The sequence below is a fragment of the Marinomonas spartinae genome (assembly GCF_016461715.1).
In the GTDB taxonomy this organism is placed as follows: Bacteria; Pseudomonadota; Gammaproteobacteria; order Pseudomonadales; family Marinomonadaceae; genus Marinomonas; species Marinomonas spartinae_A.
The window spans coordinates 140,384-165,813 of sequence record NZ_JAEMUI010000007.1; the positions used below are offsets into that span (position 1 = coordinate 140,384).

Annotated in this window: 24 protein-coding genes and 1 riboswitch; of the genes, 22 read left to right on the forward strand and 2 right to left on the reverse strand. The window is 44.5% G+C overall.

The genetic code is table 11. The features are described 5' to 3' along the window. Nucleotides 1-381: 381 nt before the first annotated feature. From JHD45_RS22605 to JHD45_RS09110, 3 genes are all read left to right on the forward strand, one after another. Entirely contained in the window at nt 382-630 is a 249-nt protein-coding gene (locus JHD45_RS22605; RefSeq protein WP_418903774.1) for a GNAT family N-acetyltransferase, read from the forward strand. Between the two features lie 493 nt (nt 631-1,123). After that, complete coding sequence (locus JHD45_RS09105) at nt 1,124-2,599, forward strand: carbohydrate porin (protein WP_199476196.1); 1,476 nt, start codon at nt 1,124-1,126, stop codon at nt 2,597-2,599. Between the two features lie 329 nt (nt 2,600-2,928). After that, nucleotides 2,929-4,134, forward strand: coding sequence for an ROK family protein (locus tag JHD45_RS09110; RefSeq protein ID WP_199476197.1), 1,206 nt, complete (start codon nt 2,929-2,931; stop codon nt 4,132-4,134). Between the two features lie 35 nt (nt 4,135-4,169). Here the strand turns inward: JHD45_RS09110 and JHD45_RS09115 are convergent, their stop codons facing one another. Further along, nucleotides 4,170-4,811, reverse strand: a complete 642-nt coding sequence (locus JHD45_RS09115; RefSeq protein ID WP_199476198.1) for an AAA family ATPase — start codon at nt 4,809-4,811, stop codon at nt 4,170-4,172. Between the two features lie 89 nt (nt 4,812-4,900). Next, nucleotides 4,901-5,206, reverse strand: coding sequence for a hypothetical protein (locus JHD45_RS09120; RefSeq protein WP_199476199.1), 306 nt, complete (start codon nt 5,204-5,206; stop codon nt 4,901-4,903). 343 nt (nt 5,207-5,549) lie between these two features. Continuing rightward, nucleotides 5,550-5,658: riboswitch (guanidine-I (ykkC/yxkD leader) on the forward strand. A 62-nt stretch (nt 5,659-5,720) separates the two neighbouring features. Between JHD45_RS09120 and JHD45_RS09125 the strand changes: the two genes are divergently transcribed. From JHD45_RS09125 to JHD45_RS09215, 19 genes are all read left to right on the forward strand, one after another. Continuing rightward, nucleotides 5,721-6,773: a putative urea ABC transporter substrate-binding protein gene (locus JHD45_RS09125; protein ID WP_199476200.1), complete on the forward strand. Its 1,053-nt coding sequence runs from the start codon at nt 5,721-5,723 to the stop codon at nt 6,771-6,773. Between the two features lie 99 nt (nt 6,774-6,872). Beyond that, complete coding sequence (locus JHD45_RS09130; protein WP_199476201.1) at nt 6,873-7,691, forward strand: ABC transporter permease; 819 nt, start codon at nt 6,873-6,875, stop codon at nt 7,689-7,691. Beyond that, nucleotides 7,688-8,545 (forward strand): ABC transporter ATP-binding protein, encoded by an 858-nt coding sequence (locus tag JHD45_RS09135; protein ID WP_199476202.1) that lies wholly within the window; start codon nt 7,688-7,690, stop codon nt 8,543-8,545. Before JHD45_RS09130 ends, JHD45_RS09135 begins: the two co-directional genes overlap by 4 nt. Nucleotides 8,546-8,565: 20 nt before the next feature. After that, entirely contained in the window at nt 8,566-9,306 is a 741-nt protein-coding gene (locus JHD45_RS09140; RefSeq protein ID WP_199476203.1) for an urea amidolyase associated protein UAAP1, read from the forward strand. A gap of 2 nt (nt 9,307-9,308) precedes the next feature. After that, a complete protein-coding gene (locus JHD45_RS09145) occupies nt 9,309-9,953 on the forward strand; it encodes an urea amidolyase associated protein UAAP2 (protein WP_199476204.1) in 645 nt (214 codons plus the stop codon). 266 nt (nt 9,954-10,219) lie between these two features. Further along, nucleotides 10,220-13,861 carry an urea carboxylase gene (uca, locus tag JHD45_RS09150; protein ID WP_199476205.1) on the forward strand — a complete coding sequence of 1,214 codons (3,642 nt, stop codon included), beginning with the start codon at nt 10,220-10,222 and terminating at the stop codon, nt 13,859-13,861. Between the two features lie 23 nt (nt 13,862-13,884). Beyond that, on the forward strand, nt 13,885-15,714 hold the full coding sequence (gene atzF / locus JHD45_RS09155; RefSeq protein ID WP_199476206.1) for an allophanate hydrolase: 1,830 nt from the start codon (nt 13,885-13,887) through the stop codon (nt 15,712-15,714). Nucleotides 15,715-16,154: 440 nt separating this feature from the next. After that, a complete protein-coding gene (locus tag JHD45_RS09160) occupies nt 16,155-17,468 on the forward strand; it encodes a DUF4062 domain-containing protein (protein WP_199476207.1) in 1,314 nt (437 codons plus the stop codon). 131 nt (nt 17,469-17,599) lie between these two features. After that, nucleotides 17,600-18,571, forward strand: coding sequence for a transposase (locus JHD45_RS09165; RefSeq protein ID WP_199476208.1), 972 nt, complete (start codon nt 17,600-17,602; stop codon nt 18,569-18,571). Between the two features lie 597 nt (nt 18,572-19,168). Beyond that, nucleotides 19,169-19,789, forward strand: a complete 621-nt coding sequence (locus JHD45_RS09170) for a transglutaminase-like domain-containing protein (RefSeq protein WP_199476209.1) — start codon at nt 19,169-19,171, stop codon at nt 19,787-19,789. 26 nt (nt 19,790-19,815) lie between these two features. Then, on the forward strand, nt 19,816-20,442 hold the full coding sequence (locus tag JHD45_RS09175) for a LysE family translocator (RefSeq protein ID WP_199476210.1): 627 nt from the start codon (nt 19,816-19,818) through the stop codon (nt 20,440-20,442). 68 nt (nt 20,443-20,510) lie between these two features. Next, entirely contained in the window at nt 20,511-20,939 is a 429-nt protein-coding gene (locus JHD45_RS09180; RefSeq protein ID WP_199476211.1) for an SMI1/KNR4 family protein, read from the forward strand. 77 nt (nt 20,940-21,016) lie between these two features. Then, the gene (locus tag JHD45_RS09185; RefSeq protein ID WP_199476212.1) at nt 21,017-21,700 is read left to right on the forward strand and encodes an HAD family hydrolase; all 684 of its coding nucleotides are present in this window, start codon (nt 21,017-21,019) and stop codon (nt 21,698-21,700) included. 87 nt (nt 21,701-21,787) lie between these two features. Beyond that, the gene (locus tag JHD45_RS09190) at nt 21,788-22,252 is read left to right on the forward strand and encodes a hypothetical protein (protein ID WP_199476213.1); all 465 of its coding nucleotides are present in this window, start codon (nt 21,788-21,790) and stop codon (nt 22,250-22,252) included. Nucleotides 22,253-22,332: 80 nt separating this feature from the next. After that, a complete protein-coding gene (locus tag JHD45_RS09195) occupies nt 22,333-22,629 on the forward strand; it encodes a DUF1889 family protein (protein ID WP_199476214.1) in 297 nt (98 codons plus the stop codon). A 75-nt stretch (nt 22,630-22,704) separates the two neighbouring features. Then, nucleotides 22,705-23,301, forward strand: coding sequence for a class I SAM-dependent methyltransferase (locus JHD45_RS09200; protein ID WP_199476215.1), 597 nt, complete (start codon nt 22,705-22,707; stop codon nt 23,299-23,301). Nucleotides 23,302-23,380: 79 nt separating this feature from the next. Then, entirely contained in the window at nt 23,381-24,124 is a 744-nt protein-coding gene (locus JHD45_RS09205) for a DUF4145 domain-containing protein (RefSeq protein ID WP_199476216.1), read from the forward strand. Nucleotides 24,125-24,227: 103 nt separating this feature from the next. Continuing rightward, nucleotides 24,228-24,887 carry a hypothetical protein gene (locus JHD45_RS09210; RefSeq protein ID WP_199476217.1) on the forward strand — a complete coding sequence of 220 codons (660 nt, stop codon included), beginning with the start codon at nt 24,228-24,230 and terminating at the stop codon, nt 24,885-24,887. A gap of 40 nt (nt 24,888-24,927) precedes the next feature. Further along, entirely contained in the window at nt 24,928-25,212 is a 285-nt protein-coding gene (locus tag JHD45_RS09215) for a MazG nucleotide pyrophosphohydrolase domain-containing protein (protein WP_017449629.1), read from the forward strand. Nucleotides 25,213-25,430: the final 218 nt, after the last annotated feature.

Consider the following 25,430-nt stretch of genomic DNA (forward strand, 5'->3'; position numbering starts at 1 on the left):
CCCCACAATGGAGAGTCGACAGTAAGAGGGTGTTTTTTTCCGCTCCCCATAGATTCTATGGGGAGCTGGCTTTAGTGCAGGGTTTGGGTTCATTCGGCTGTTTATAGCAGGCATTATGCATTTTTAGGAAAAGAGGAACTAGGATGATTGAAGTAAGGCGAGCAGAGCCGTCAGACGCGAAAGCGGTAAAAAGAATTTATGAGTGTCAAAATGCCTATACCAGCACATTACAACTACCGTTTCCCTCCTTGGATACATGGGAAAAACGTTTCCAGAACACGCCAGATCACGTTTATCGATATGTAGCATTAGTAGATGGTGACGTCGTGGGGGAATTGGGCTTTGAGTTAGGTACTAGCCCGAGACGTCGGTACATTCGGTATGGGGGTAAAAGACGATGCCCAAGGTTTGGGTGTGGGCAGTGCTTTACTGAAGACGGCTATTGATTTAGCGGACAACTGGCTCAATTTAAAACGAATCGAATTAACCGTCTATGTGGATAACGAACGAGCAATCACTTTGTACAAAAAGTTCGGCTTTGAAATTGAAGGTGAGTCCAAGGCGTATGCGTTTAGAAATGGTAGTTTTGTTAACGTCTACCATATGGCTCGCGTTGTTGGGCATATATAACAAAAGATGGGCCAGCGCCATTCATACCCCATGACATGTCTCCCGGTCTAGGGAAGCCTCCCTAGACCTGTTTTTCTTTGATATTTTTCCTCCATTCTTTTGACCTTCTCTTATCTGTTGCTTGAATTTTGGCTAATTAAGGAAGTCTGAAAATAGTCTATTTCATCTTAATATGATCTTAAAATGATGTGAAATGTACTTAAAAGTACCTTAAAGTTCAGGTTGTAGGCTTAATTTCAACTTAATTTGCAATAAATAAGGAAACACTATGGTCGTAGTGTCAACCTTTAGAGTATCTTCTCCGTCATGCATGTTTGGGGGAATAAAAACAACATAAAACCCACCTCGCTCTTAAGGTTATGTTGTTTTTATTGAATTGCGTTGACTGTGATTAATGCTCAAATCAAAGCAGTGAACGCATTTCTCCTGTGCACTTTTATGATGATGTTTACCCTGATGAATTGTCATATTTTGATATGTGATGGAGAAAAAAATGATAACAACAAAAAAGACTCTACTAATCGCAATGCTAGCAGCGCAATTTCCAATGTCTTCAGCATGGGCGGCTGATACAAATGCAAGTACGAGTACAAGCCTTCAGTCTTTGCAGACACAGATTAATGAGCTTCAGGCTCGCCTGAATAAGACAGAAAAAACGGCAGAGCAAGCGTCAGACAAAGCATCTCAAGCAAAGGTAGCGGCCACTAAAGCATCAGATGATGCCTCTTCTTTTGAATTCCATGCCTATGCACGTGCTGGGTTGTTGATGAACAATCACGGTTATGGTGCTGCTACCGGTGATGGCAAGGTGATTGGAACTGGCCCATATATGACGGCGGCAGGTGCCCTTGGTGCGCCAGTGGGCCGTTTAGGACTAGAAGATGACAACTATGTAGAAACGGATTTAATCCACAAAAGTGTTGCCGACAACGGCACCAAATCACTTTATAAAATCATGATTGCGGATGGTAACCGAAGCAGCAATGATTGGACTTCAAGTGAGAGCCAGCTCAACGTTCGTCAAATCTATACGGAGTTATCTGATATCAGCTCTTTTACGGGCGCATTCAAAAATGCCACAGTATGGGCAGGTAAGCGCTTCGACCGCGACAACTTTGACATCCACTTCTTCGACTCAGATATCGTTTTCTTATCCGGTACGGGTGCGGGTATTTATGATGTGCAGTTAGGTGATAACTGGAAGTCAAATTTCTCCATTTATGGCCGTGATTTTGGCACCGATACCTCTAGTAACAATATTAAAAACTATATTGCCACCATGAATAACCACATTGGTCCATGGCAATTCATGGTCAGTGGTATGACCTCGCCTGGTAACGACCAACGTGCTTCAACAGTGAGTTCGCCAACGGTACGTGCAAACAGTGGTATACATACCTTGTTCGCTTATCATGGCGGAAGTTTTTATGGTGTATCTAAGGGCTTTTCGAAAACAGGTATTTTACTTGGTAAGGGTCTGGGTGCTGAGCTAAAACGAATCGGCGCAGACGGCGATTTGAATGACAAAGCCAAAGCGGTGCGTTTCTTCACGTTTGGTGTGGCTAACTTAAACGATACTTGGAAAGTGGCTCCAGCCTTCATGGCAGAATACAGCAAAGACCGGATTAAAACAGGTGATGAATTCAAATGGGCCTCGTTAAATGTGCGTTTGTCTGAAGCCTTTACCGATAACTTTGAAATGGTGTACGAAGGTTCTTACCAATACATGGATCTCAATAACGGCACAAGCAGTGCCAATGGTAACTTCTATAAAGCTACCATTGCTCCAACGCTGAAAATGTCGACGGCTGGTGGCTTTTTTGCTCGCCCAGAATTGCGCTTCGCGGTGAGCTATGTGAACTGGAGTAAAGAGTTAGATAACTACACCATCAGCTTAGATAATACCGCTAAACCTATGGGTTCAGGTGGTAGAACGTTATTCGCCCTACAAATGGAAACTTGGTTCTAGTTCTAATAGGAAAATGGACACATAAGCGAATGTCGGTGTACGGAAGCACGGTTAAAAAGTAACACAAAACTTATAATGATGATGACAATGAAAAAGCTCTTACTGAAAAGTAGGGGCTTTTTTTATTTCCATTTATTGCGTTTGCATGTCTCTCTTAACGTTTTTTTTAGAGGTATAGGACGAGGAGTGGAGCACGTTGTTGAGGTTCGTTTGAGCGGATCATGGTCTCAAATTTGTGTATGATGATGCTTGCTACAGAGGAAGCCTCCTGTGTTAGGATAGATTTTTCTGGTAACGCGTTATATGCCTTTATTTTTTAAGAGATTTTCATGCACTCACAACCACTAAAAGGGTCGAATTTAACGACGGTAAAAGGGATTAACTCGCGCTTAATACTGCACTTGATGCGAGTGCATAAAACCTTGACGAAGGCAGAAGCCACCAGAATGACAGGGCTGTCAGCGAATGCCATTTCGATGATTTTTCGGGCATTGGAAAAAGAAGGGTTTTTATTAAAAGGTAATCTTATTCGAGGCAAACGAGGCCAGCCATCGACAGAGATTCGTTTAAATCCAGACGTCCGGCATTATATTGGTTTTAAAGTGGGGCGGCGTTCTTTTGATCTTGTTCTTATCAATTTTATTGGTGACATTAAAGCCAGAATAGTGAGCTACCATCGCTATCCTACACCGAGTAATACTCTTAGATTTATCGAAGAGAACTTATCGACACTTTTATCAGAGGCGCAGCTACTGCATGAGGATATTAGTGCGTTTAATATTGCCTGTCCCTTTGAGTTATGGAATTGGGCATCGGACTTTGATGCGCCATTACAAGAAATGGAAACTTGGCGTGATTTTGATCTAAAGGAGTCGATCAAAGAGATCGTGGAATGGCCTGTTTCTATTGAGAACGATGGGACAGCGGCCTCCAGAGCAGAGCTTCTTTTTGGTCCAGATTTAAAAGCTCAAGATCTTGTGTATTTTTTTGTTGGCACTTTTATTGGTGGTGGTGTGGTCTTAAATGGAAGTGTTTTCCCAGGATTACGAGGCGGAGCCGGCGGATTTGGCCCATTACGTGTACCGGATGAGCGTGGCGGTGAGCGCTTAGTTGATCACGCATCCCTTGTGACGTTAGAACACATGATGACAGAGCAAACATTGCCCATAGCGCAAGATATTTATTTAGAAGCGTTTGATTGGTCACAAGGGGAAGAAGCGGTGAGTGCTTGGTTAAAACGCGCTGGCCGTAGCTTAGGCCACGCTATCGTTTCAACCTTGGCTGTGATTGATTTTGAAACGGTTGTCATTGATGGGGCTTTTCCTGCGACGATTCGGGAGAGGCTTATTCGGGAAATAGAAGCACAATTGGATAAGCTGGATTTACAAGGTATTGTGAGACCGGTTATCAATGCCGGGCATTTTGCTCATGTTGCTCGTGCTTTAGGAGCGGCGGGTTATCAAATTTCAACAGAGTTTATGATTAATCAAAATACTCTGCTACGAGAGTCCCCCACCACATTCTTAAATGACTAAGTTCTTAAGTGATTAAGTCGCAGGTCAACTAAAGATTATTCATAGAGCGTCAGGTCTGCTGGGAGACTGGCGTTAAGCACCAGTTTTGCGTTGACCAAGTCATTATCATGGGTTTTCTTTAGCGCATCTCCTAAAGAATAACCAAGACCAAGCCATCTTGATTTTAATCTTTCTTCTAAGATACTTAAGGAAGACCGTAAAAATACAGTCATATCAAATAGCTGTGCAATGTCTCTCCATTCTGGCGCATCCAGTAGCAGGTAATTGCCTTCAACAATGATGATATCAACCTCTTTCTTAAGTAGCCCAGCATCAATAAAAGAGCGATCCAGCTTTCTAAAAAAAATAGGGTAGCGAATATCTCCTTCTGCTTTTTTCACATTCGTCAGTAAATGACTTAACCCATTGACATCAAAGGTTTCAGGAGATCCTTTGCGAGGGAGTAAATGACGCTGAATCAGAATCTCATTGTCATAATGAAAGCCATCCATGGGCAATAAAGCGGATGTATTTCTGTCTATCGATTGGTTATTTAATTCTGAGACAACGGATTCTGCAAGCGTTGACTTTCCGGAACCTGGAGGCCCAGCAATGCCTATCAAAATGCGCTGTTGGTTTTGATGTTTTTGATAAATGAGCTTTAGAATGCTCTCTACATTGTCTTTTAAGGTATCCATCAACGAGTTTAACCTTGGTCAAAAGGGCTTGGGTTTTCAAACAGGTGATATGCTCACCCTGTATTCAACATGGTTTGTTGCGTAACGCATCAATTTGGTAAAAAAATGAGGGCAGTGATGCCGACTAATTGCAGTTTTTGTAAGGTAAAAGTTAAGTTGTAGGGCGAGAAAAAGTTCGAATCTAACGGTATGCCAGCAATCAATAGGAAGAATAAAAGAAGCGCTGTGAGAACTTTTGATCTTTTTGCGACTAACTCTCGCACTATTATAAAAAGTGGGTGGCTATTTGTCCTGAGAGTTAAATGGCTCTTAATTCGTTGGCGAATAGCAAACACATTATCGGCCATCAAGGTTTCTGCTATGGCTGTCATCGTTCCGGCTTTCGTTTTCATCATTATTTTCCTCCGGTTTTAAGCACTACAGATCGCGTGACTTTTCTGATCAAAATGGAATCATGCATCTGTCGGGCCTCTTGGGCAGATCAAAAAATAGTACAAGAGCATTAACACTGTCAATAATTAATTTTAAATGAATTAATTAATATATGGTTGCTCTATAGCAGTGCGTTTTTTGCTCTATGACCCAAGATGTTTCATTCTTTCTATGCATATTTTTTGACGTTTGAGGCCGCTATTCTTCATTAATCCTGTTAAAACAAGAGGATTGCGCAATTGGCACACTATCTGCTTTATGTAAGTCAAGTTCGTACCCTTGGGAAGTCGAGCTTCACAATTTGATGTAATAGAAGGCTAGGGTTCCGGCTATATAGAAAAATATAGTGACTGGTCCGAGAGCATTCGACCTTGTCAGTTTCAAGGTTACACGGCGGGACAAAAGCCCGGGAGACCACATGGCGATATTTGCCAAGGGTACTCCGTGTGTAATGTAAAAACTGAAAAGGTGACCGCTATGCAATACTCCGCGAAAAAGTTAACCGTTCTGCTTTGTTCTCTTCTACTGTCTGCCAATGTCTTGGCAAAAGACCACTTCAAAGTCTGTTGGTCCATTTATGCGGGTTGGATGCCTTGGGCTTATGCTCAAGAGTCCGGCATTATCAAAAAATGGGGCGACAAATACGGTATCGATATCGATGTCGTACAAATCAATGACTATGTTGAATCCATGAACCAATATACCGCAGGTCAATTTGATGGCTGTACTATGGCGAACATGGATGCCTTGACGATTCCCGCTGCCAGTGGCGTAGACAGTACGGCGTTGATTGTCGGTGATTACTCCAATGGTAATGATGCGGTTATCTTGAAAGGCAAAAAGCATCTAAAAGACATTAAAGGCCAAAACGTCAACTTGGTTCAATTTAGTGTGTCTCACTATTTACTTGCCCGCGCCTTAGCTTCGGTGGGAATGAGCGAAAAAGACGTGAACGTGGTGAACACCTCAGATGCAGACATGGCATCGGTGTTTGGCACCAGTGACGTAACGGCCGCTGTGACATGGAACCCCATTGTCAGTGAGATTCTACAAATGCCGAACACCTATGATGTGTTTGACTCTTCTCAAATCCCAGGCGAAATCCTAGACACCATGGTCGTCAATACTAAAACCCTTAAAGAGAACCCTAATTTTGGTAAAGCCCTTGTTGGTGCTTGGTATGAAATCATGGGCTTGATGCAAGGTAACAGCGCGAAAGCCAAAGAAGTTCGTACAGACATGGCCGAGGCAGCGGAAACAAACCTTGCTGGTTACGATGCGCAATTGGCAAAAACCCACATGTTCTATACGCCACAATCAGCTCTTAAGTTGGTCGATAGTAAACAACTCTACGCCACCATGAAGCACGTTGCTGAATTCTCGTTTGCGCACGGTTTATTAGGTGATGGGGCGCCAAGTGCAGGGGCGGTTGGTATTCAAATGCCGGCTGGCGTATTTGGCGATAAAAACAATATCAAACTGCGCTTTGACCCTACCTATATGCAAATGGCAGCCGACGGAAAACTGTAACTCACCTGACAAACGCATTCTCTGGAGGTCTGGCTTCCCTTGGTTTTCATTGAGAAAACTAAGGGAAGAAGAGCGAAGAGAGTGGTCATGGGACTCAACATGAAAAAAATGATTAATTTAAAACCAAGCAGAACCAGTGCGATTATTATCGGCCTACTGCCTTTTGTTCTGTTATTGGTGATCTATATGGTGAGCTCGGATGCCCGCTTAGCGATCAACCCCAGTGATAAAATGCTGCCTGCGTTCAGTCAAATGGGCGATGCGATCTACCGTATGGCGTTTGAGCCCAGTCGTCGGACGGGGGACTATGTATTCTGGCAGGATACGTTGAGCAGTCTGGGGCGTTTAGGGGCGGGGGTGCTGATTGCGGCGTTGCTGGGATTGGTTATAGGTTTATTAACAGGTGCCTTACCCGTGGTTAATGCCAGTTTTTCCCCTTTGCTGACCGTGATTTCATTGGTGCCGCCTTTGGCGTTGTTGCCGATTTTATTCATTGTTGTGGGATTAGGGGAGGCCTCGAAAATCACTTTGATTGCCATCGGGATTACCCCGTTTATTGCTCGGGATATTCAGCGGCGAACGCAGGAAATTCCGACAGAACAACTGGTGAAAGCACAAACACTTGGAGCAAGCACCAGCCAAATTTTAATTCGCGTGTTGTTACCGCAAATCATGCCCAAACTGATTGATGCGATACGCTTGTCATTGGGTTCGGGCTGGCTGTTTTTAATCGCCGCAGAAGCCATCTCTTCCACCGATGGCTTGGGTTATCGCATTTTCTTAGTACGTCGCTATCTTGCCATGGACATCATTTTGCCTTATGTGGCGTGGATTACTCTACTGGCATTCTTGATTGACTTCTTATTGGCTCGATTGAATCGACGACTCTTTCCTTGGAGTCTGGAGGGGGGCGCATGAGTCAATCTATTCAGACAAAGACTGCCGCATCCAACGTGAAGAAGGCCGCTGTGACGCCCATTATTCAAGGTACCAACATAGGTAAATCCTACGGGCAAGACATTATTCTCGAACGGGTCAATGTCTCGGTGCAAGAAGGGGAGTTTATTACCTTAGTAGGGGCTTCTGGTTGTGGCAAAAGTACCTTCTTGAAAATGATCTTAGGGATTGAAACGGCCACCGAAGGGGAATTGCTGTTGGATGGTAAGCCGATTCCCAACGAACCAGGTTCCGATCGTGGCATTGTGTTTCAGCAATATTCAGTGTTTCCCCATATGACCGTGTTGGAGAATGTCATCGCGGCTAAGGGCTTTCAAAAATCCTCTATCACTGGCTACTTATTTGGCAAAGAAAAAAAAGTCGCCAAGCAGGAAGCCGCTGAGATGCTGGCACAAGTAGGGTTGGGTCATGCCTTGAATCGTTATCCCCACGAGTTATCTGGTGGCATGAAGCAGCGGCTTGCCATTGCCCAAGCGGTGATCTGTAAACCTCGCATTTTACTGCTGGATGAGCCTTTTGGTGCATTAGACCCAGGCATTCGGGCGGATATGCATGCCTTGGTATTGGACCTTTGGCACAAACATAAACTGACCATTTTTATGGTCACCCATGATCTAAAAGAAGGCTTCTACCTCGGCACACGCTTATGGGTATTCGACAAACTGCGTCATGACCCCCATTCCCCCAATGCCTATGGCGCTTCAATCACCTATGACCTACCGGTAGGTCATATGCCTGAGCCGCTTTATGACGAAATCGATCAACAGCTTCGACCGCTTACTAAAATGGAACAGCCCATTTCGAGTATGGAATAGAACGCAGAGGAACATTTATTATGAAAAAGTACGAAACCATTATTCCGGCCGCTAGCCACTGGTCACTGCGTGTGCGCCGTGGTATGCAAATGACCCTCACAGACATCGAAGGCGATGCCAATGTGGGCATGGTGTTTTACAACCCAGAAAACTTATTGGAGCGTTACAACGCGCCAGACACCTTAAAAGGGCAGCATACTTTCAAACTTACCAAAGGTCATTGCTTGTATTCTGACATGGGGCGAATCTTTGCTTCCATTATCGAAGACTCCGTGGGCTGGCATGAAACCGTCAGCGGTAACAGTCACGCCTCTCATATTGCCGCCAAGTGGGGCAAGCGCGACTACCAAAATGATCGTAATGATTGGATGCAAAATGGCCACGATGCCATGCTGGTGGAAATGGCCAAATATGGACTGACCAAAGCCGACATCGCCGCAAACTTGAACTTATTTAGTCGAGTGGGTACCGATGCTGACGGCAATATGTCGTTAGTGGAAGGCAACAGTCCTGCTGGTTCAAGTGTCACTCTGCGTTTTGAAATGGACACTTTGGTGATGCTACATACGTGCCCTCATCCATTGAGCAACGCGGCCAGCTACCCGAAAAAGCCGATTGCCATCCTGTTAGAAAAAGCCGCCCCTGTGGCGGAAGACGATTTTTGCAAAATGTCTCGCCCTGAAAACCAACGTGGCTTTGCGAATAACGAACTTTATTACCTTGGTGCTGATATGAGCACAGACACTGGCGCGGAGGCCTAATCATGATCAAAGAAAGCCTATTAAACCCAGAGCATGCCAATACCACTTACCATATTGATGCGGGGGATTATTTTATTGGTGTTGTAAAAGCGGGCAGTACGTTTCGTCTTGTCGATTTAGAAGGCAACCAAGCGGCGGATACCTTGTTTTACAACGCCAATGATCCTGCCGAGCGCTACAGCGCCACGGACACCATTCGCGAGCAAGGCAACGTGTATTTAACCGCTGGCTCAGAAATTCGCTCCAATCAAAACAACGTTATGTTGGAGATCGTCGCGGATACCTGTGGTCGCCACGACACGCTAGGTGGAGCCTGCGCAACAGAAAGTAATACTGTGCGTTATGACCTAGAAAAACGTTGTATGCACGCTTGTCGTGATAGCTGGATGTTAGCGATTACTGAAAACCCAGAATTTGGCTTATCGAAGCGCGACATTAGCCACAACATCAACTTTTTTATGAATGTGCCTGTGACGCAAGCGGGTGGTTTGACCTTTGAAGATGGGATTTCAGCCCCCGGCAAATACGTGGAAATGGTGGCCAAAATGGACATTATCGTGCTGATTTCTAATTGCCCACAATTAAATAACCCTTGTAACGGCTATAACCCAACGCCAGTGGATATGTTGGTCTGGGATAAACACTAAATTGGTAGTCTGAGATGCTTGATAGAGAAAACAGCTTACGAAATAAGCAGCCCAATGGATGGGGGCGGCAGGTCGTTAAATGTAGGAACTGTATTTCGACTGAGCGTTTTCTGTACCTGTTTTTACTCAGACATTCTGGCTTGTTTAATACAGGCTTTGTTCATGAAGCACTCTGTCACGACCGATAGAGCTGATCGTTTTAGTTAGCCCAGTGGACGGCCACTGAGGTTTATCTCACTCCGGGACGGCCCGGACAAGGTTGAACCATGTTTAATAAGGTTTTAATAGCCAATCGAGGCGCCATCGCCACTCGTATTATTCGCACGCTTAACACCATGCAGATTGGCTCCGTGGCCGTGTACGCCGAATCCGATGCCAAAAGTTTACACGTTAAACGCGCGGATGAAGCCTATTCCTTAGGCGAAGGCAGTGCCAGCGACACCTATTTGGATATGGACAAAATACTCAATATAGCCAAACAATCGGGTGCCCAGGCGATCCATCCCGGCTACGGTTTTTTGAGTGAAAACGCGGCCTTTGTGCGTCGCTGTGAAGAAGAAGGTATTGCTTTTATTGGCCCCACCGCCGAACAAATGATTGAGTTTGGCCTGAAACACAGAGCACGGGAATTGGCAGAAAAAGCCAATGTACCACTGTCGCCAGGCTCTGAATTGCTCACCGATTTAGACAGCGCTTGCCAAACCGCAAGCGCTATTGGCTACCCTGTGATGCTAAAAAGCACGGCGGGTGGTGGTGGCATTGGTATGCATCTATGCCACGATGAGAAAGGCTTACGAGACAGCTTTGATTCTGTGCGTCGTTTAGGTGCCAATAACTTTGCGGACGACGGCGTTTTTTTAGAGAAGTTCATTGCTCGCGCTCGTCATATTGAAGTACAGATCTTTGCCGATGGCAAAGGGAGCGCATTAGCACTGGGGGAGCGCGATTGCTCTAGCCAACGTCGTAACCAAAAAGTCGTCGAAGAATGCCCCGCGCCAAACCTTACCGATGAGGTGCGCAAACAGCTTCATCAAACCGCTGAGTTATTATTGTCGTCTGTTCAGTACCGCAATGCTGGTACGGTAGAATTTATCTACGATATGGACACGGACGAGTTTTACTTTTTGGAAGTGAATACGCGTTTGCAGGTGGAACATGGCGTCACCGAAATGGTCTACGGTGTGGACTTGGTGGAATGGATGATACGCCTTGCCGCTGGCGAAGACCTTGCCCTAGACACTAAACGTGAAGCGTTAAAACCGAATGGTCATGCGGTACAAGTGCGCCTTTACGCGGAAGACCCGTATAAAGATTTTCAGCCTTGTGCCGGTTTGTTGAGTCAGGTTCAGTGGCCTTTGGCTAATACTAATGCTGCTGCTGACGCGGGTGTTCGCATTGATACTTGGATCGAAACTGGTATTGAAGTGTCGCCGTATTTTGATCCTATGCTGGCGAAAGTGATTATCCATCAGGCGAATCGCGAGAGCGCCTTTGCCCAGTTAAAAGCCACCCTCGACGACTGTGTGCTATATGGCACAGAAACCAACTTAGACTACCTGAAAAACTTGGTTATCGACCCAGTTTTACTGCGCGGAGAAGTGAGTACACGTTATCTCAACCAGTATGTCTACCAGCCCGAGCGTATCGATGTGCTCAGTGGCGGTACACAAACCACCTTGCAAGATTTTCCTGGTCGCCAACATCATTGGAATGTGGGCGTGCCTCCATCTGGCCCTTTTGATAATTACCATTTCCGTCTCGCCAACCGCTTGCTGAATAATCCAGACTCTGCCGCCGCCATGGAAATTACCCTGCAAGGGCCAAGTTTGAAATTCAGCTTTGAAACATGCCTGGTCATTTGTGGGGCGATGATTGATGCAACAATCGATGGCCAAGCCATTGAGCAAAACCAAGTAGTGACCATCAAAGCGGGCGAGACGCTAGCTTTGGGTCGCATCAAAGAGCAGGGCGCACGGGCCTATTTAGCCGTAGCGGGTGGTTTTGATTGTCCCGATTATTTGGGGTCGAAATCCACTTTCACACTGGGACACTTTGGTGGTCACAATGGCAGAGCCATTCAAACAGGCGATGTCTTGCACACGTTACCTGCGTCTTTGGATAATTTGCCCACACATGCCCCAAGCGAATTGGTGCCCCAGCTGGGCAATCACCATGAATTGCGGGTGATCTACGGCCCCCATGGCTCGCCAGATTTCTTCACCCCAGAAGACATCAAGATGTTCTTCGGCACAGACTGGGAAATCCATTACAACTCCAGCCGTACCGGGGTGCGCTTAATCGGCCCAAAACCGAAATGGGCACGTAACGACGGTGGCGAAGCAGGGCTTCATCCGTCCAATATTCATGACAACGCTTACGCTTTTGGTAGTGTGGATTTTACCGGCGATATGCCGGTGATTTTAGGGCCAGACGGTCCATCCCTTGGTGGTTTTGTTTGCCCTGCTACGGTGATTACAGCGGATTTATGGAAGCTGGGTCAACTTCGCGCAGGGGATAAAATCCGTTTTATTCCTGTGACCTTGGAAGACGCCGTGGCCTTAGAAGCCGCCCAAAATAACGGCTTGGCAAATCTCACCGCGTTTGAACGCGACATTGCCCCTTGTGATTTCCCTTGTGAAGAGCAGACACCGATTCTGAAAACGCTATCGGCGGATCGGTTTGGTGATGAAATCGTCTATCGTGCGGCGGGAGATCACTTCCTGCTGGTGGAATATGGCGAGCAAATACTGGATATTCGTTTGCGTTTTCGTGCTCACGCCTTGATGCAATGGCTAGAGCAAAACCCATTAGCCGGAATGCGCGAACTGACACCGGGGATTCGCTCTTTGCAGATTCACTACGACAGTCAACAACTGAGCTACACGGCTTTATTAAGCCATCTAGAAGCGGCGGAGCAAGCCTTAAGCACACAGCTTGATGAACTCACCGTGCCATCAAGAATTGTCTACTTGCCTTTGTCGTGGGATGACAGAGCCTGCCAAGAAGCCATCGACAAATACGCCCAATCCGTACGCTCTAATGCCCCTTGGTGTCCAAGTAACTTAGAGTTTATCCGTCGTATCAATGGTCTAGACAGCATTAACGAGGTGAAAGACATCCTATTCAGTGCGAGTTATTTGGTGATGGGCTTGGGGGATGTGTACCTTGGTGCTCCCGTGGCCACGCCAGTGGATCCGCGTCATCGTCTAGTGACCACCAAATACAACCCAGCACGTACCTGGACCGCGGAAAACTCGGTGGGCATCGGTGGATCATACTTGTGTGTGTATGGCATGGAAGGCCCTGGCGGCTATCAATTTGTTGGCCGAACATTACAAATGTGGAACCGCTATCGTCAGACCAGCGCGTTCAGCAAACCTTGGTTATTGCGCTTCTTTGACCAAATTCGTTTTTACGAAGTGAGCCACGAAGAACTGGAGCAGATCCGTAAAGACTTCCCCCATGATACTTTCCCTGGAAATAAGAGCCCAATACGCATCGAAGAGAGCACCTTCTCTTTGGCTGACTATCAAAGCTTTATTGATGACAACCAAGACAGCATTGAGAGCTTCAAACAAGGTCGTAATAAAGCTTTTGAAGACGAATTAGCGCGTTGGCATGCCAATGGTCAATTCCACTTTGATACAGACGAAGCCGAAGCCGTTTCCACCGACATCACCTGGAGCGAAGACGCGACCGTCGTTGATAGCCCCGTCTCTGGTAGTGTCTGGCAAACTCAAGTGGCAGAAGGGGATCAAGTGCAAGCAGGGCAACTGCTAGTGATTTTAGAATCCATGAAAATGGAAATTCCCATCTATGCCCCTAGCGCAGGCGCGGTAGCGAATTTGTTATTAAAAGACGGCAGCCGCGTTAATGCAGGGCAAGCGATTGTCGTTCTTGAAGAATAAAGTAGAAGATTGAGGAGCAAACTATGGGCATGCAATTAGAAACACAAAGTGGATTGGACATGGGATTTTCTGCCCTGCGCAGCGCTTATCAAGCGGGTACAACCAGCCCTGAAAGCGTAATGGCGGACATCCGAGCGCGCGCAGCCGATTACAAAGATCACAACATTTGGATTCACCTTTTAACTGAAACGGAACAAGCAGTTTGGTTGGAAGGCTTAAAAAGCAAAGACATGGACACACACCCCCTATGGGGAATTCCGTTTGCTATTAAAGACAACATCGATTTGGCGGGCATTCCGACCACGGCAGGTTGTGATGCGTTTGCTTACACACCGAGCGCCTCGGCTCAAGTGGTTCAACAGCTGATCGATGCGGGGGCGATTCCCGTTGGCAAAACCAATTTAGACCAATTTGCCACAGGCTTGAACGGTACCCGCTCGCCTTATGGTGCTTGTCATAATTCGTTTCATTACGATTACATCAGTGGTGGTTCCAGTTCAGGTTCAGCGGTTGCCGTGGCCCTTGGTTTAGCCAGTTTCAGCTTAGGCACTGACACCGCTGGCTCGGGTCGTGTTCCGGCTTGCTTTAATAACTTAGTTGGTGTGAAACCGAGCATAGGCTTGTTATCGGCAACGGGTTTGGTACCCGCTTGTCGTAGCTTGGATTGTATTACCATTTTTGCTTACAACACCGATGATGCCAATATCGCGCTCGCGGCCGCAGAAGGCTTTGATGAACAAGACGGCTACAGCCGCCAGAACCCCTTCGACAATCAAGCTCGCCATTATGGTTTACGTACGGGGCCGTTAACCGTCGGTGTGATTCCTGCTCATCAATTGAAATTTTTTGGTGATGAAAGCTATGAAAAAGCCTATTTCGAGACGTTAGCATTGCTTAAAGAGCAGGGCTTTGCCTTTCAAGAAATCGACTACGCTCCCTTTGATGAAATCGCCCAACTGTTATACGAAGGCCCTTGGGTGTCCGAGCGCTACATTGCCACACAACCTCTGATCGACGAGAATCCAGAGGCGATTTTCCCTGTCGTGCGGGAAATCATCGCGCCGGGTGGCAAACCGCCGGCAACGGCCTTGTTTAAAGCCCAATATCGCATTAACGATTTGAAGCAAATTTGTTTGGCTCAAATGGCAAAGGTGGATTGTTTGCTGACGCCTACAGCAGGGCGCCACTTCACCATAGCTGAAATGCTCGCTGAGCCGATTAAGCACAATAGCGAGTTGGGCTATTACACCAACTTTATGAACCTGATTGATCTGGCTTCCATTGCCGTCCCCACTGTGATGACAGACAACGACATGCCATTTGGTATCACGCTTGTGGGGCCGACTTTTAGCGACCGTATGTTAATGTCCATTGCCAACCGCATTCAGCAAGCGCTTCCCCTAAACAAAGGGGCTTTAGAGGTCGTGGCAACGCCAAGCAACACAACCCCTGTAGGCAACCCGAAAACCATCGACGTCATGGTTTGCGGCGCGCATTTAGCAGGCCAGCCACTTAACTGGCAACTAACGGAACGCGGCGCCACCCTAAAAGCCAAAACCACCACCGCCACCATGTATCGCATGTACGCATTAGCGGGCGGGCCTCCGCTTCGCCCTGGGTTGATACTCGATAAAGACAATGGTAATGCCATCGACGTGGAAGTTTGGTCTGTGCCAACACAACACCTCGGCAGCTTTGTTGCCGGCATCCCCGCGCCCCTCGGCATCGGCAAAATAACACTCGCCGATGGCAGCCAAGTGGCAGGGTTTATCTGTGAGCCATATGGAATCGAAGACGCGCAAGACATCACCCATTTTAAAGGCTGGCGAGCGTATTTGGCGTCATTGGAATAGTAAGACGGTAAGCGCAGAGACAACGAAAAATGAGGTGTCTCTGCTCCGTGTGTGGTGAACCTAATGTGGTTTATCTTGGAGAGATAAGATATTCCCCTCAGTTGGGCTTGAATAGTCGTTAACAGACTCAGGCATAAATACATTGCCTTGAAAGCGGATCAGGTCATGGAGCCTGAGGATCGAGTATTGCCTAATGCTTAGGATTCGAGTAAAAAGGGTCGTACTGTGATAAAAAATAAACGTAAATTCCGCCTAAATTTTGGGAATATCCCTTAGTAAGGGAGAAAAAGCACTGCGATATTAACAGGGACGTCGCCAATTCTGAAAAAGCCAATCCCCTATAGATAACGCGGCCGTTCAACAGACGGTTATAGCCATGGCTTCGCCACTGTATAACCGCTTAGTAGTTATAGCTATCAAGAAGAATTCAAGGAGCCGTCTTGAAATCAACAAAATATCAAGTGTTTTTGAGTTCAACTTACTCTGATTTAGCAGATGAAAGAGAAAACATCATTAAAGCTATTTTAGAGATGTACCACATCCCAATCGGTATGGAGATGTTTAGTGCGGAAGATGAAGATCAATGGGAAATAATTAGAAGAACCATTGAAGTGAGCGATTATTACATTCTCATTTTAGGTTTGAGATATGGCTCAAAAACATCTGACGGCATTAGCTTTACTCAAAAAGAATACGAGTATGCTTTAGAGAAAAAAATACCAATTCTTGCATTTGTAATGAATGACACGGTTTCCTTGTCTAGGAACAAGAGAGATGATGACCTGTCTGACATAAATAAGTTTAGAGAGCTAGTGTTAACGAACTCAAAAATGGCGCAATTTTGGGAGACAAAAGATCAGCTTATTAAAAGTGTTTCAATATCGCTGATGAAGCAAATTATGCAAAAGCCAGGGGTAGGATGGATTAGAGGAGATACTGCTAACACCGACGAAGCTCTTTCGAAGGAGTTATCAGCTCTGAGTAAAGAAAATAGAGAGCTAAGAGAACGAGTGGCAGAGCTTGAATCAAAGATTTCATTAAAGGCTCCTGTAATAGAACTTGATATAACGCAGCCAGTTGTCGATGATAATTTTGATTCGTATGAAAAGGTCGTGATCCCTGTCACGTTGAGCATGAACGATGTAGATGCTCATTTATCAGAGTTCATTTCTGAGGAAGATATAGAGAATTATAATAACACACTTCCAAGTCAGAGTGAGATAGATGAATACAATATTGAATGCGAGAAGATTTTTAGAATAAAAAACTATTCGGTCCCGCTAGAAATTGAGGTTTCCAACGGCGGAACAACAAAGGCCAATAATGTCTACATTGATATAGAGTTCTCTGAAGGACTCTATATATATGAAAATGACGAAAAATATAGTGAGCCAAAATCTCCCATCCCATTTAATCCCTTAAATCGCGCACAATCTGAATATAGAAAGCAGAGTTCGGCAACATCACTCTTGCATTCCCAGCTTGGGATTGGAAGTACATTCGCTCAGTTATCGAATTTAACTCCTGCATTTAATCGGAAGCGCATTCGTCCTATTAATCAGAAATGGTGGACAAAGCTAGATGGGCAGAAAATCACAGTAAAAGTTGACAATTTGCTCCATACGAGACGAATGGTATTTGATGACGAATATATGATAGTTCCTTTGAAGTCAGGTAAGCATACGATTGATATTCAGATTATTTGTGAAGAATATGGGGAAGTAGAAACCAATTGCATAGAATTCGAAATTTAGGTTGGGCTATAACAAGTTGCGGACTTAATGGGACACCTAGCGGACTTAATGGGACACCCATCGGAACTTGACGATTTTACTCTATACTGTATATTTAACCAGTATATTTCTTATGGAAGAGAGGTTTCGTCATGCCAAGAGCTAGAAGTCAGCAAGTTAGTTTACAAGATACGCCTTACTATCACTGTGTTTCTCGTTGTGTTCGTAGGGCATTTTTATGTGGAGAAGATCCGGTTTCTGGTGCAAGCTTTGAGCACCGCCGTGGCTGGGTTGAAGAGCGTTTGTTATTCTTAGCCAGTGTCTTTGCTATCGATGTTTGTGCCTATGCGGTAATGAGTAACCACCTTCATGTGGTGTTGCATATCAATGCAGAAAAAGCGGCGAAGTGGTCTACATTGGAGGTTCTACAAAGATGGCATAAGTTACATAAAGGCACCTTGTTTACACAGCAATATGTAAGAGGGGAATCATTGCCAGACTGTGCAATGGCTTTGGTAGAAGCGTCTGCTGAAGCTTATAGAAGCCGCCTTATGGACATTAGCTGGTTCATGAAAGAGCTTAATGAGCCAATTGCTCGACAAGCAAATTTTGAAGACAACTGCACTGGTAGGTTTTGGGAAGGACGATTTAAGTCTCAAGCGTTACTTGATGAAGCCGCATTAGCGGCTTGTATGGCTTATGTTGATCTTAATCCGTTAAGGGCAAAAATAAGTGAAACGCCTGAAGCCTCGGAATTTACCAGCGTTAAAAAGCGTGTGGTCGCAGCTAAACATCAAAAGCAACCAAAATTGCTTTATCCTTTTGTCGGTAACCCCAGAGAAAACATGCCGGATGGCCTACCTTTTGAATTATCAGATTACCTTGAATTGGTTGATATAACTGGGCGAATCATCCGAGAAGATAAGCGAGGTTCAATAGATGCCTCTCTGTTGCCGATTCTTCAACGACTCAATATATCCTCAGAAAATTGGCTTTGTATCGCCACAGAATTTGGCGCAAGAACCGGTGCTGTTGTTGGTACCGAACAATCTATTGTGCATTATTGTGATTCAAACAAACTAAATAGAAAACCAAGATCCAGTCATAACCGACTACTCACTTAGCTTCATTCCAGCATTCATAGTCTTTCTTTATATACCAATCATGTATTAGTAAATTTACTCGCCCAAAAATCCAATAACCAGCCTTTTTTATCAGTTAGTTATCCCTTAACGAAACGATAAAAGATGAATTCCATATAAATTCTTTCTGCGAAGAAGATAGTTTTGTATGATGTAGCTAGGTATTTAATATGGGTGTCCCGCAAAATCTTTACGAATAAAGTTAAGAAAAGGACTGGAAGACATCACACACTCCTTGTGGATAATTGACCTAAAGCTGTATAAATATACAGTATATTTTTTCAGCTTGCCAATTTTTGGCACGGATTGTCTGAAAAATAATCAAAAAATTGCGTGTCTGCACTGGCAGCATGCCTTAAAGTCTTTTAGTATCAATGAATAAGAATATACGCATCAGAAATAACGTGCTGTGGATAAATCTGTAAACACGCATGCTCGTTTTTCCAGTTTTAGTTTCTGTGAGTAATTTCGTAAAGTAACTTTGATTCAGTTACTTACGGCGTTCATTAGAACTTTTTGGAATTGTCTAAACGCGCATGCGCACTATTAAAATGTTAGCCGTCTTTCGAGTTCGAGATTATGAACAAATATTTAGCATCATCAGAATTTATAGATTGGAAAAATCCAGATGTATTCGCACAGGCAAAGGCTCTTGCAAGTGAGCTTTCTGAGCCAGAGGAAGTTACGCGTAGGTGCTTTGAATTTGTGCGCGACGAGATAAAGCATAGCTGGGATTACGAGCAAAACCCCGTAACTTGCAAAGCATCAGATGTTCTTAAACATGGTACTGGCTATTGTTATGCCAAAAGCCATCTACTGGCGGCATTGCTGCGTGCTAATGGAATTCAAGCGGGCTTATGCTATCAACGTTTAACTATTACAGATATTCCACCTTTTTGCCTCCATGGCCTAAACGCCGTGTATCTAGACCGCTATGGCTGGTATCGCATAGACGCTAGGGGCAACAAACAAGGAGTTTCGGCAGAGTTTTGTCCGCCAGTTGAGAAATTGGCATTTCCCATAGTGACACCAGGTGAAGCTGATTTACCCGAAATATGGGCTGAACCATTACAAGTTGTTACGGACATCCTTGCTAACAGTACGACGTATCAAAAAGTCGCAGATAATTTACCAGATATCGAGCTGGTCACGGCTAACAAGTCAATGTTGCTGGACTCGCTAACGCTCGCCGCAAATTGAGGCATTCTATTTAAAGGGAATTGGAAATGGTTGAGTACATAAATGCGTTGTTACTAACATATACTGCGTTTATTTTTGCAGTACTTTCACCAGGCCCAAATGTTTTTGGTGTTCTTAATATCTCGCTAGAAAAAGGTAAAGCTGCGGGTTTATTGTTTGGTCTTGGTATCGCATTCGGCTCTTTGACGTGGGCGACTCTAAGTGTTTTAGGCCTGACTCAGATTATAGCTAAATACGCTGAATTACTATTTTTGATAAAGGTGTTTGGAGGGTGCTACTTAATTTATCTCGCCATCAAAGCCTATAAGTCAGCTAAGACTGAAGCCTCAGATAGGACCTCTAAGACACATGGGTTAATACCCAAACGATATTTTACCGGAGGTTACGCGCTGATGATGACGAACCCTAAAGCTGCGCTAGCTTGGGTTGCAATAGTATCATTATCTACATTTAACAACGCTCCAGCTTGGGTTTCAATTGCTGCAATCGTTGGCACTTTCACTCTTTCAGTAATTATTCACGTGGCGTATGCGTCAATATTTTCAAGTAGATCATTTGTAAGGTTTTATCGAAAATCGAGAAGCAAAATATTAAAGATTTTTTCAGTTGTTTATGGTGGTTTGGGGTTGAAATTACTTTCATCTACGAACTAAATAGAACAAATGTGGGCACAGGACTCGTTCCTCGCCCGTGCCACAAACGTTAAACGTAAAGATCCGCTATGTACGAAAAGTTGAGGCAAGCTATCAATTCTGGACTATTCGCTGAAGATCTCTGTGAGGTTGTTGCCCCGCCTACTCGCGCTCAGCTCGACGAATTTTGTAAGGTCCAAGGATTTCGGCTTTCCAACGAACACCGGGCATTACTCATGGAATGGGGTGGCTCAAACCTCGATGAAATCCGGATTTACGGGCTTGACCAAGTCTCGCATAGCGGAGGTTTTGTCGAATTTGCCAACGACTATAACGGGTATATTTTCAAGTACGACCAAGGCGGCGAGGTGTTCGCAGAGTCTGCAGATGGTGGGGATATGCGGTGGTTGGCCGAATCTGTCGATGAGTTTCTAAATGAAGTGTTCATGGGCGAGAAAGGTGGTGATTTTTATGGCCAAGAGTGGCTCCAGGAACTTCGGGAGCATGGCCTCGTTTAACAAGTCATTCAAGTTTGTTCCGGGCCTGAAGGCCCTCCACCGGACCGCCTTTACGTTGCACTCCAAGGCGGCCGCTTATGTTGGCGTTATTGCAAGGAAAAAGGATGTATGCACTTTTCGACTTAGACGGTACAGTTCATGATAAAGCGCAGAGCTTAAAAGCATGTGCAGAGTCAATGCACAACAAGTTCCTTGATAGTGGTGGTGACGCCAATCAATTCATTGACGAGTTTGTGAAGGAAAACTGCATCATCCAGCCAAAAGCAAAAGTCTTTGAGAACTTAGCGAGTAAATTTAATATTGAGCCGGATATTGAAGCTAATATGCTCAAGTATTTTGATGAGTCCTTTCAGAACTACTCTAAACGATTCGATGGCGTCCTTGAGTGCATGAATTACCTCAAGGGTGAAGGTGTAAAAATAGCTTGTGTCACAAACGGGCGGGGTTTCTTTCAAAGAAATAAAATAAAAGCTCTTGGTCTTGAATGTTTTTTCGACGTTATTGTTACTTCAGGTGAGCTTTCCATTAAAAAGCCTGATCCTATTATTTTTAACGCCGCGCTAGAAAAATTAGGTGCAAGTTCGGATAATTCTGTCTTTATAGGTGACAATTTAAAGGCTGACATGGAACCCTCTAAGAAACTAGGAATGAGGACTATTTGGGTTAATAATAAGAGCAACTTAAAACCAGAATTCGTCGACTATAAGCTTTCTTCATTCTCAGAATTTCGAGACATATGGCAAGCAATAACAAGACGCTGAAGCAGTTCAGCCTTAAATACACCGCTTCGCGGCGGGCTGTGGACTCGCGTCCACTCGCCGCTAAGCTCTGCGTTAAGCATCTAAAGAATGAAATACTCTGAGTTAGAAATTGAAAGAAGGTGGTTAGTACATGACGACAAACTACCAGATTTATCTGAGCTGAAAGCTAAAGTGCTTACTGATCTATATATAGCGGATTCACGGCTGCGTCTTCGGAAAGAAGAATCAAGTATTGGTACTAAATATAAGCTTTGTAAGAAATATGGGAAAACTTCGGATATTTGCGAGCCAATAACGAATATATATCTATCGGATATTGAATATGGCTCTTTATCTAAGATGGAAGGAATAAAAGTTATTAGGCATCGATATTACTTTCCTTACAATGGAGTCGAGATGTCGATAAACGTTGGTAACGGTATTCCCACGATACTTGAAGCAGAGTTCAAAACTGAAACCGAAGCTCTAGCGTTTATACCACCTGAATTTTCTGCAAAGGAAGTGAGTGATGAAACGGAGTATGAAGTTGCTTCACTGGCTACCGATGCTTAACAATCACGGGCAGTTGACGCGAAAAAGACCGCGCAACTGCCGCAAGCGTTATGCATCTATAAAACTGAAGGAGTCATAAAGTGGATCCAATTCTCATTAAAGCTTTAGAGTCTTTAACTAATACTTCGAATATTGCTGCTCTTCATACTAGCGACGAAGACACTATTAAAGTCACGCTAAAAACTCTTCATAAAAATGGTGTTGGCTTGCCGCCGCAACTTATTGAAAATTGGCTGTTAGCTAACAAATGGCAGCCTAATCCAATTAAAAGTGTCGTACAGTGGGCTAGCACCATTGGTAGTGGTGGCAGTGTTCGTCTCAAATTCAAAGACAGCGCCCCAAAAGAAAAAGAAGTATGGGCACGGTTAAATGCATAACAAGCCAAAGCAACCGACGTAAAATGCACGCGGCTGTTTGGGGCGTTATGTACTTTTACGGAAAATCATAAGATTATGGATGAAAATGCTGAAATTTGGCGTCAGTACTACGAAAAGGCACTGTCTCGCCCACATTCAAAACGTACTGAACTTGCAGCCCAACTCAATGAATCAAACCTCAAAGTAGCCACTGACTGTGGGTGTGGAACAGGCAGTGATATCGAGTACTTAGAGCAACAGGGTTTTCAAGTTCATGGCTTCGATATTAATCCTGAATCGGTAGCTATCTGTAGAGACAGGTTTGGGTTAAAGTCATTGGTGGATATCGTAGAGTCTTCTTTTGAATTGTTCGACTATCCAAAATCTGGGGTAGTTATCGCAAACTCAAGCTTGTTCTTCGCTGACCCAGGCAAACTTGAATCGACTTGGGGCAACATTAAATCTTCAATTGAAGTCGGTGGGGTGTTTGCTGGTGACTTCATGGGTTTCAAAGACAGTTGGGCTAATAATTATCGTAGTCCAACAACACCTTTAACGGAGTCTGAGGTCAAGGGGCTGTTCTCGGATTTTGAAATTGTCAGGTTCTTTGAGCGTGATGAAAAATCGAAGACTCCATTGGGTAAAATGAAGCATTGGCATACATATTCCGTGGTCGCGGTGAAACGTACATAACAAACGCGTCAATTAGGATGCTCGCAAGCTCGCGCCTATTACGCGAGCGTTACGTGCTTAGATGAATTGGAGAACACACTTGGACTTAACACCAACATTTAAAAGCGAAAAATTTCAATGCCCCCATTGTGGCGTGGTATCACAACAGAACTGGTTCGACGCGAATAGCGCCAGCCATGCCGCAAACAGCATTCTTAAACATGTTTTCTATGATTACAGAACTCACGTTAGGGACTACCAGCAGGAAGCTATTAGTAACTTTATCGGCGAAGTAGAAGTGGCCAATGATAGGCACATGCTAGAGTTTGTGCCAGATATTTTCGCTGTCGCCACATGCTCAACATGCAACCAAGTAACACTTTGGGTTAACAGAGAAATTGTTTACCCAAAACAAATGTCAGTGGCGCCACCCAATAATGATATGATGCAGGAGGTACAAGATTTATACCTTGAAGCGTCTACTATCGTTACGGATTCACCTAAAGGGGCAACTGCGCTATTGAGGTTGGCATTACAACTCCTTCTCAAACAACTTGGAAAGTCTGGGAAAAATATTAACAATGACATTAAAGAACTAGTAGCCGAGGGATTAAGTCCAAAAATTCAACAGGCATTGGATTTGCTTCGTGTCGTGGGAAATAACGCAGTGCATCCAGGCCAAATAAACCTCGAAGATGGTCGAGAAATCGCATTGAAACTATTTCATGTTCTTAATTTTATTGCTGATGAAATGATTACCAAGCCAAAAGAGCTTGCGTTGCTTTACACAGATATCGTGCCAGATGAAACAAAGCAGCACATCAATGAGAGAGACGGTAAATAAATACATCAAAAATGTCCCACATAACACGGCGCTCAAAATGGACGCAAATTCCGCTGCGCTCCATTTGCGCCCTTTAGCTTGGCGTTACTTTCAAGGAAGTTAAATGACCATAATATGTCTCGAAGGCGCTAGTGGAGTTGGCAAGAGTACTGCTTCCAAATTTATGGAAAGTGAGTATGGATATGTCCGGATACCTGAAGTGAATGAGTTGTTTGAGCGTTCATCCAATGAGCCAGATGATTGGTATTTCCGGATGCAAGTAAAGCGCTGGGAGTTAGCGAAAACAGAGTCAGAGTTAGGAAAAGTAGCCATTTTGGATGGAGATCATTTGCAGCCAGTTTGGTATAACTGGATATTCGATGATCTGAATTTTCAGCCTGTGAATGAGGTTTTAGACTTTTACTCAAAAGCATTTCTGCAAGGCTTACTAGATTTTCCCGATGCATACGTTTTATTGCATGTTGGTATTGATGAATTGCGAGCTAGGAAAGATAACGATAAGAGTCGAAAGAGAAGTAACTTTGATATGCACTTTCGCTTGATAGAGCCTCAACGTGAATACTTTGAATCGTTGCTATCAGGTGGGCATGAAGGGGTTAGTTTCATAGACGCAACTTCTCCAATGGCTATTGGTAATTACTGCCGTAATATTGAGAAAACAGTTCTGACTAAGAAGCCAGGATTTGATGTCGTTGAGGCTTACATCAAGTCAAAAGTAACAAGTAAAGGCAAGGGACGCGAAAAAGCCACACCTATGCATTAAGCGTTATACGCTTAATGGAAAATGATACAAAAAGGATGTTATGAAGTTATCTGAGTTACAAAGTCATATAAAAGAATTCGATTATGCGCCAGAGCAATCTGAACACTATTTTTTAAAACTAATCGAAGAAGTTGGCGAATTATCGGAATCAATTCGCAAAGGTAAACGTGGGCAACCAACGCTAGATGAACTCAAAGGTTCAATCGCAGAAGAGTTATATGACGTCTTGTACTATGTTTGTGCTTTAGCCAATATTCACGATGTAAACCTTGAGAAAACGCATGAACTAAAAGAAGTTTTGAATAAGGTTAAGTACAACCGATAGGACGCGTATAACAAATTGTTCAAGAGGGATTCAGCACGCGTGGCATTTTTACTATGCGTTGGTTTAAGTGATTAAGGTGGTATGCGGTAGCATCGGTGTTGCGTGCTTCACCCCTTAACAAGGCATTCTACAGCTTTAACTTAATGGGACACCCATCGTAACTTGACGATTCTTCTCTATACTGTATATTTAACCAGTATATTTCTTATGGAAGAGAG

Coding starts and splice junctions, on each gene's coding strand:
- JHD45_RS22605 (WP_418903774.1), top strand. CDS start 382: ATGGGGGTAAAAGACGATGCCCAAGGTTTGGGTGTGGGCAGTGCTTTA.
- JHD45_RS09105 (WP_199476196.1), top strand. CDS start 1,124: ATGATAACAACAAAAAAGACTCTACTAATCGCAATGCTAGCAGCGCAA.
- JHD45_RS09110 (WP_199476197.1), top strand. CDS start 2,929: ATGCACTCACAACCACTAAAAGGGTCGAATTTAACGACGGTAAAAGGG.
- JHD45_RS09115 (WP_199476198.1), bottom strand. CDS start 4,811: ATGGATACCTTAAAAGACAATGTAGAGAGCATTCTAAAGCTCATTTAT.
- JHD45_RS09120 (WP_199476199.1), bottom strand. CDS start 5,206: ATGATGAAAACGAAAGCCGGAACGATGACAGCCATAGCAGAAACCTTG.
- JHD45_RS09125 (WP_199476200.1), top strand. CDS start 5,721: ATGCAATACTCCGCGAAAAAGTTAACCGTTCTGCTTTGTTCTCTTCTA.
- JHD45_RS09130 (WP_199476201.1), top strand. CDS start 6,873: ATGAAAAAAATGATTAATTTAAAACCAAGCAGAACCAGTGCGATTATT.
- JHD45_RS09135 (WP_199476202.1), top strand. CDS start 7,688: ATGAGTCAATCTATTCAGACAAAGACTGCCGCATCCAACGTGAAGAAG.
- JHD45_RS09140 (WP_199476203.1), top strand. CDS start 8,566: ATGAAAAAGTACGAAACCATTATTCCGGCCGCTAGCCACTGGTCACTG.
- JHD45_RS09145 (WP_199476204.1), top strand. CDS start 9,309: ATGATCAAAGAAAGCCTATTAAACCCAGAGCATGCCAATACCACTTAC.
- uca (WP_199476205.1), top strand. CDS start 10,220: ATGTTTAATAAGGTTTTAATAGCCAATCGAGGCGCCATCGCCACTCGT.
- atzF (WP_199476206.1), top strand. CDS start 13,885: ATGGGCATGCAATTAGAAACACAAAGTGGATTGGACATGGGATTTTCT.
- JHD45_RS09165 (WP_199476208.1), top strand. CDS start 17,600: ATGCCAAGAGCTAGAAGTCAGCAAGTTAGTTTACAAGATACGCCTTAC.
- JHD45_RS09170 (WP_199476209.1), top strand. CDS start 19,169: ATGAACAAATATTTAGCATCATCAGAATTTATAGATTGGAAAAATCCA.
- JHD45_RS09175 (WP_199476210.1), top strand. CDS start 19,816: ATGGTTGAGTACATAAATGCGTTGTTACTAACATATACTGCGTTTATT.
- JHD45_RS09180 (WP_199476211.1), top strand. CDS start 20,511: ATGTACGAAAAGTTGAGGCAAGCTATCAATTCTGGACTATTCGCTGAA.
- JHD45_RS09185 (WP_199476212.1), top strand. CDS start 21,017: ATGTTGGCGTTATTGCAAGGAAAAAGGATGTATGCACTTTTCGACTTA.
- JHD45_RS09190 (WP_199476213.1), top strand. CDS start 21,788: ATGAAATACTCTGAGTTAGAAATTGAAAGAAGGTGGTTAGTACATGAC.
- JHD45_RS09200 (WP_199476215.1), top strand. CDS start 22,705: ATGGATGAAAATGCTGAAATTTGGCGTCAGTACTACGAAAAGGCACTG.
- JHD45_RS09210 (WP_199476217.1), top strand. CDS start 24,228: ATGACCATAATATGTCTCGAAGGCGCTAGTGGAGTTGGCAAGAGTACT.
- JHD45_RS09215 (WP_017449629.1), top strand. CDS start 24,928: ATGAAGTTATCTGAGTTACAAAGTCATATAAAAGAATTCGATTATGCG.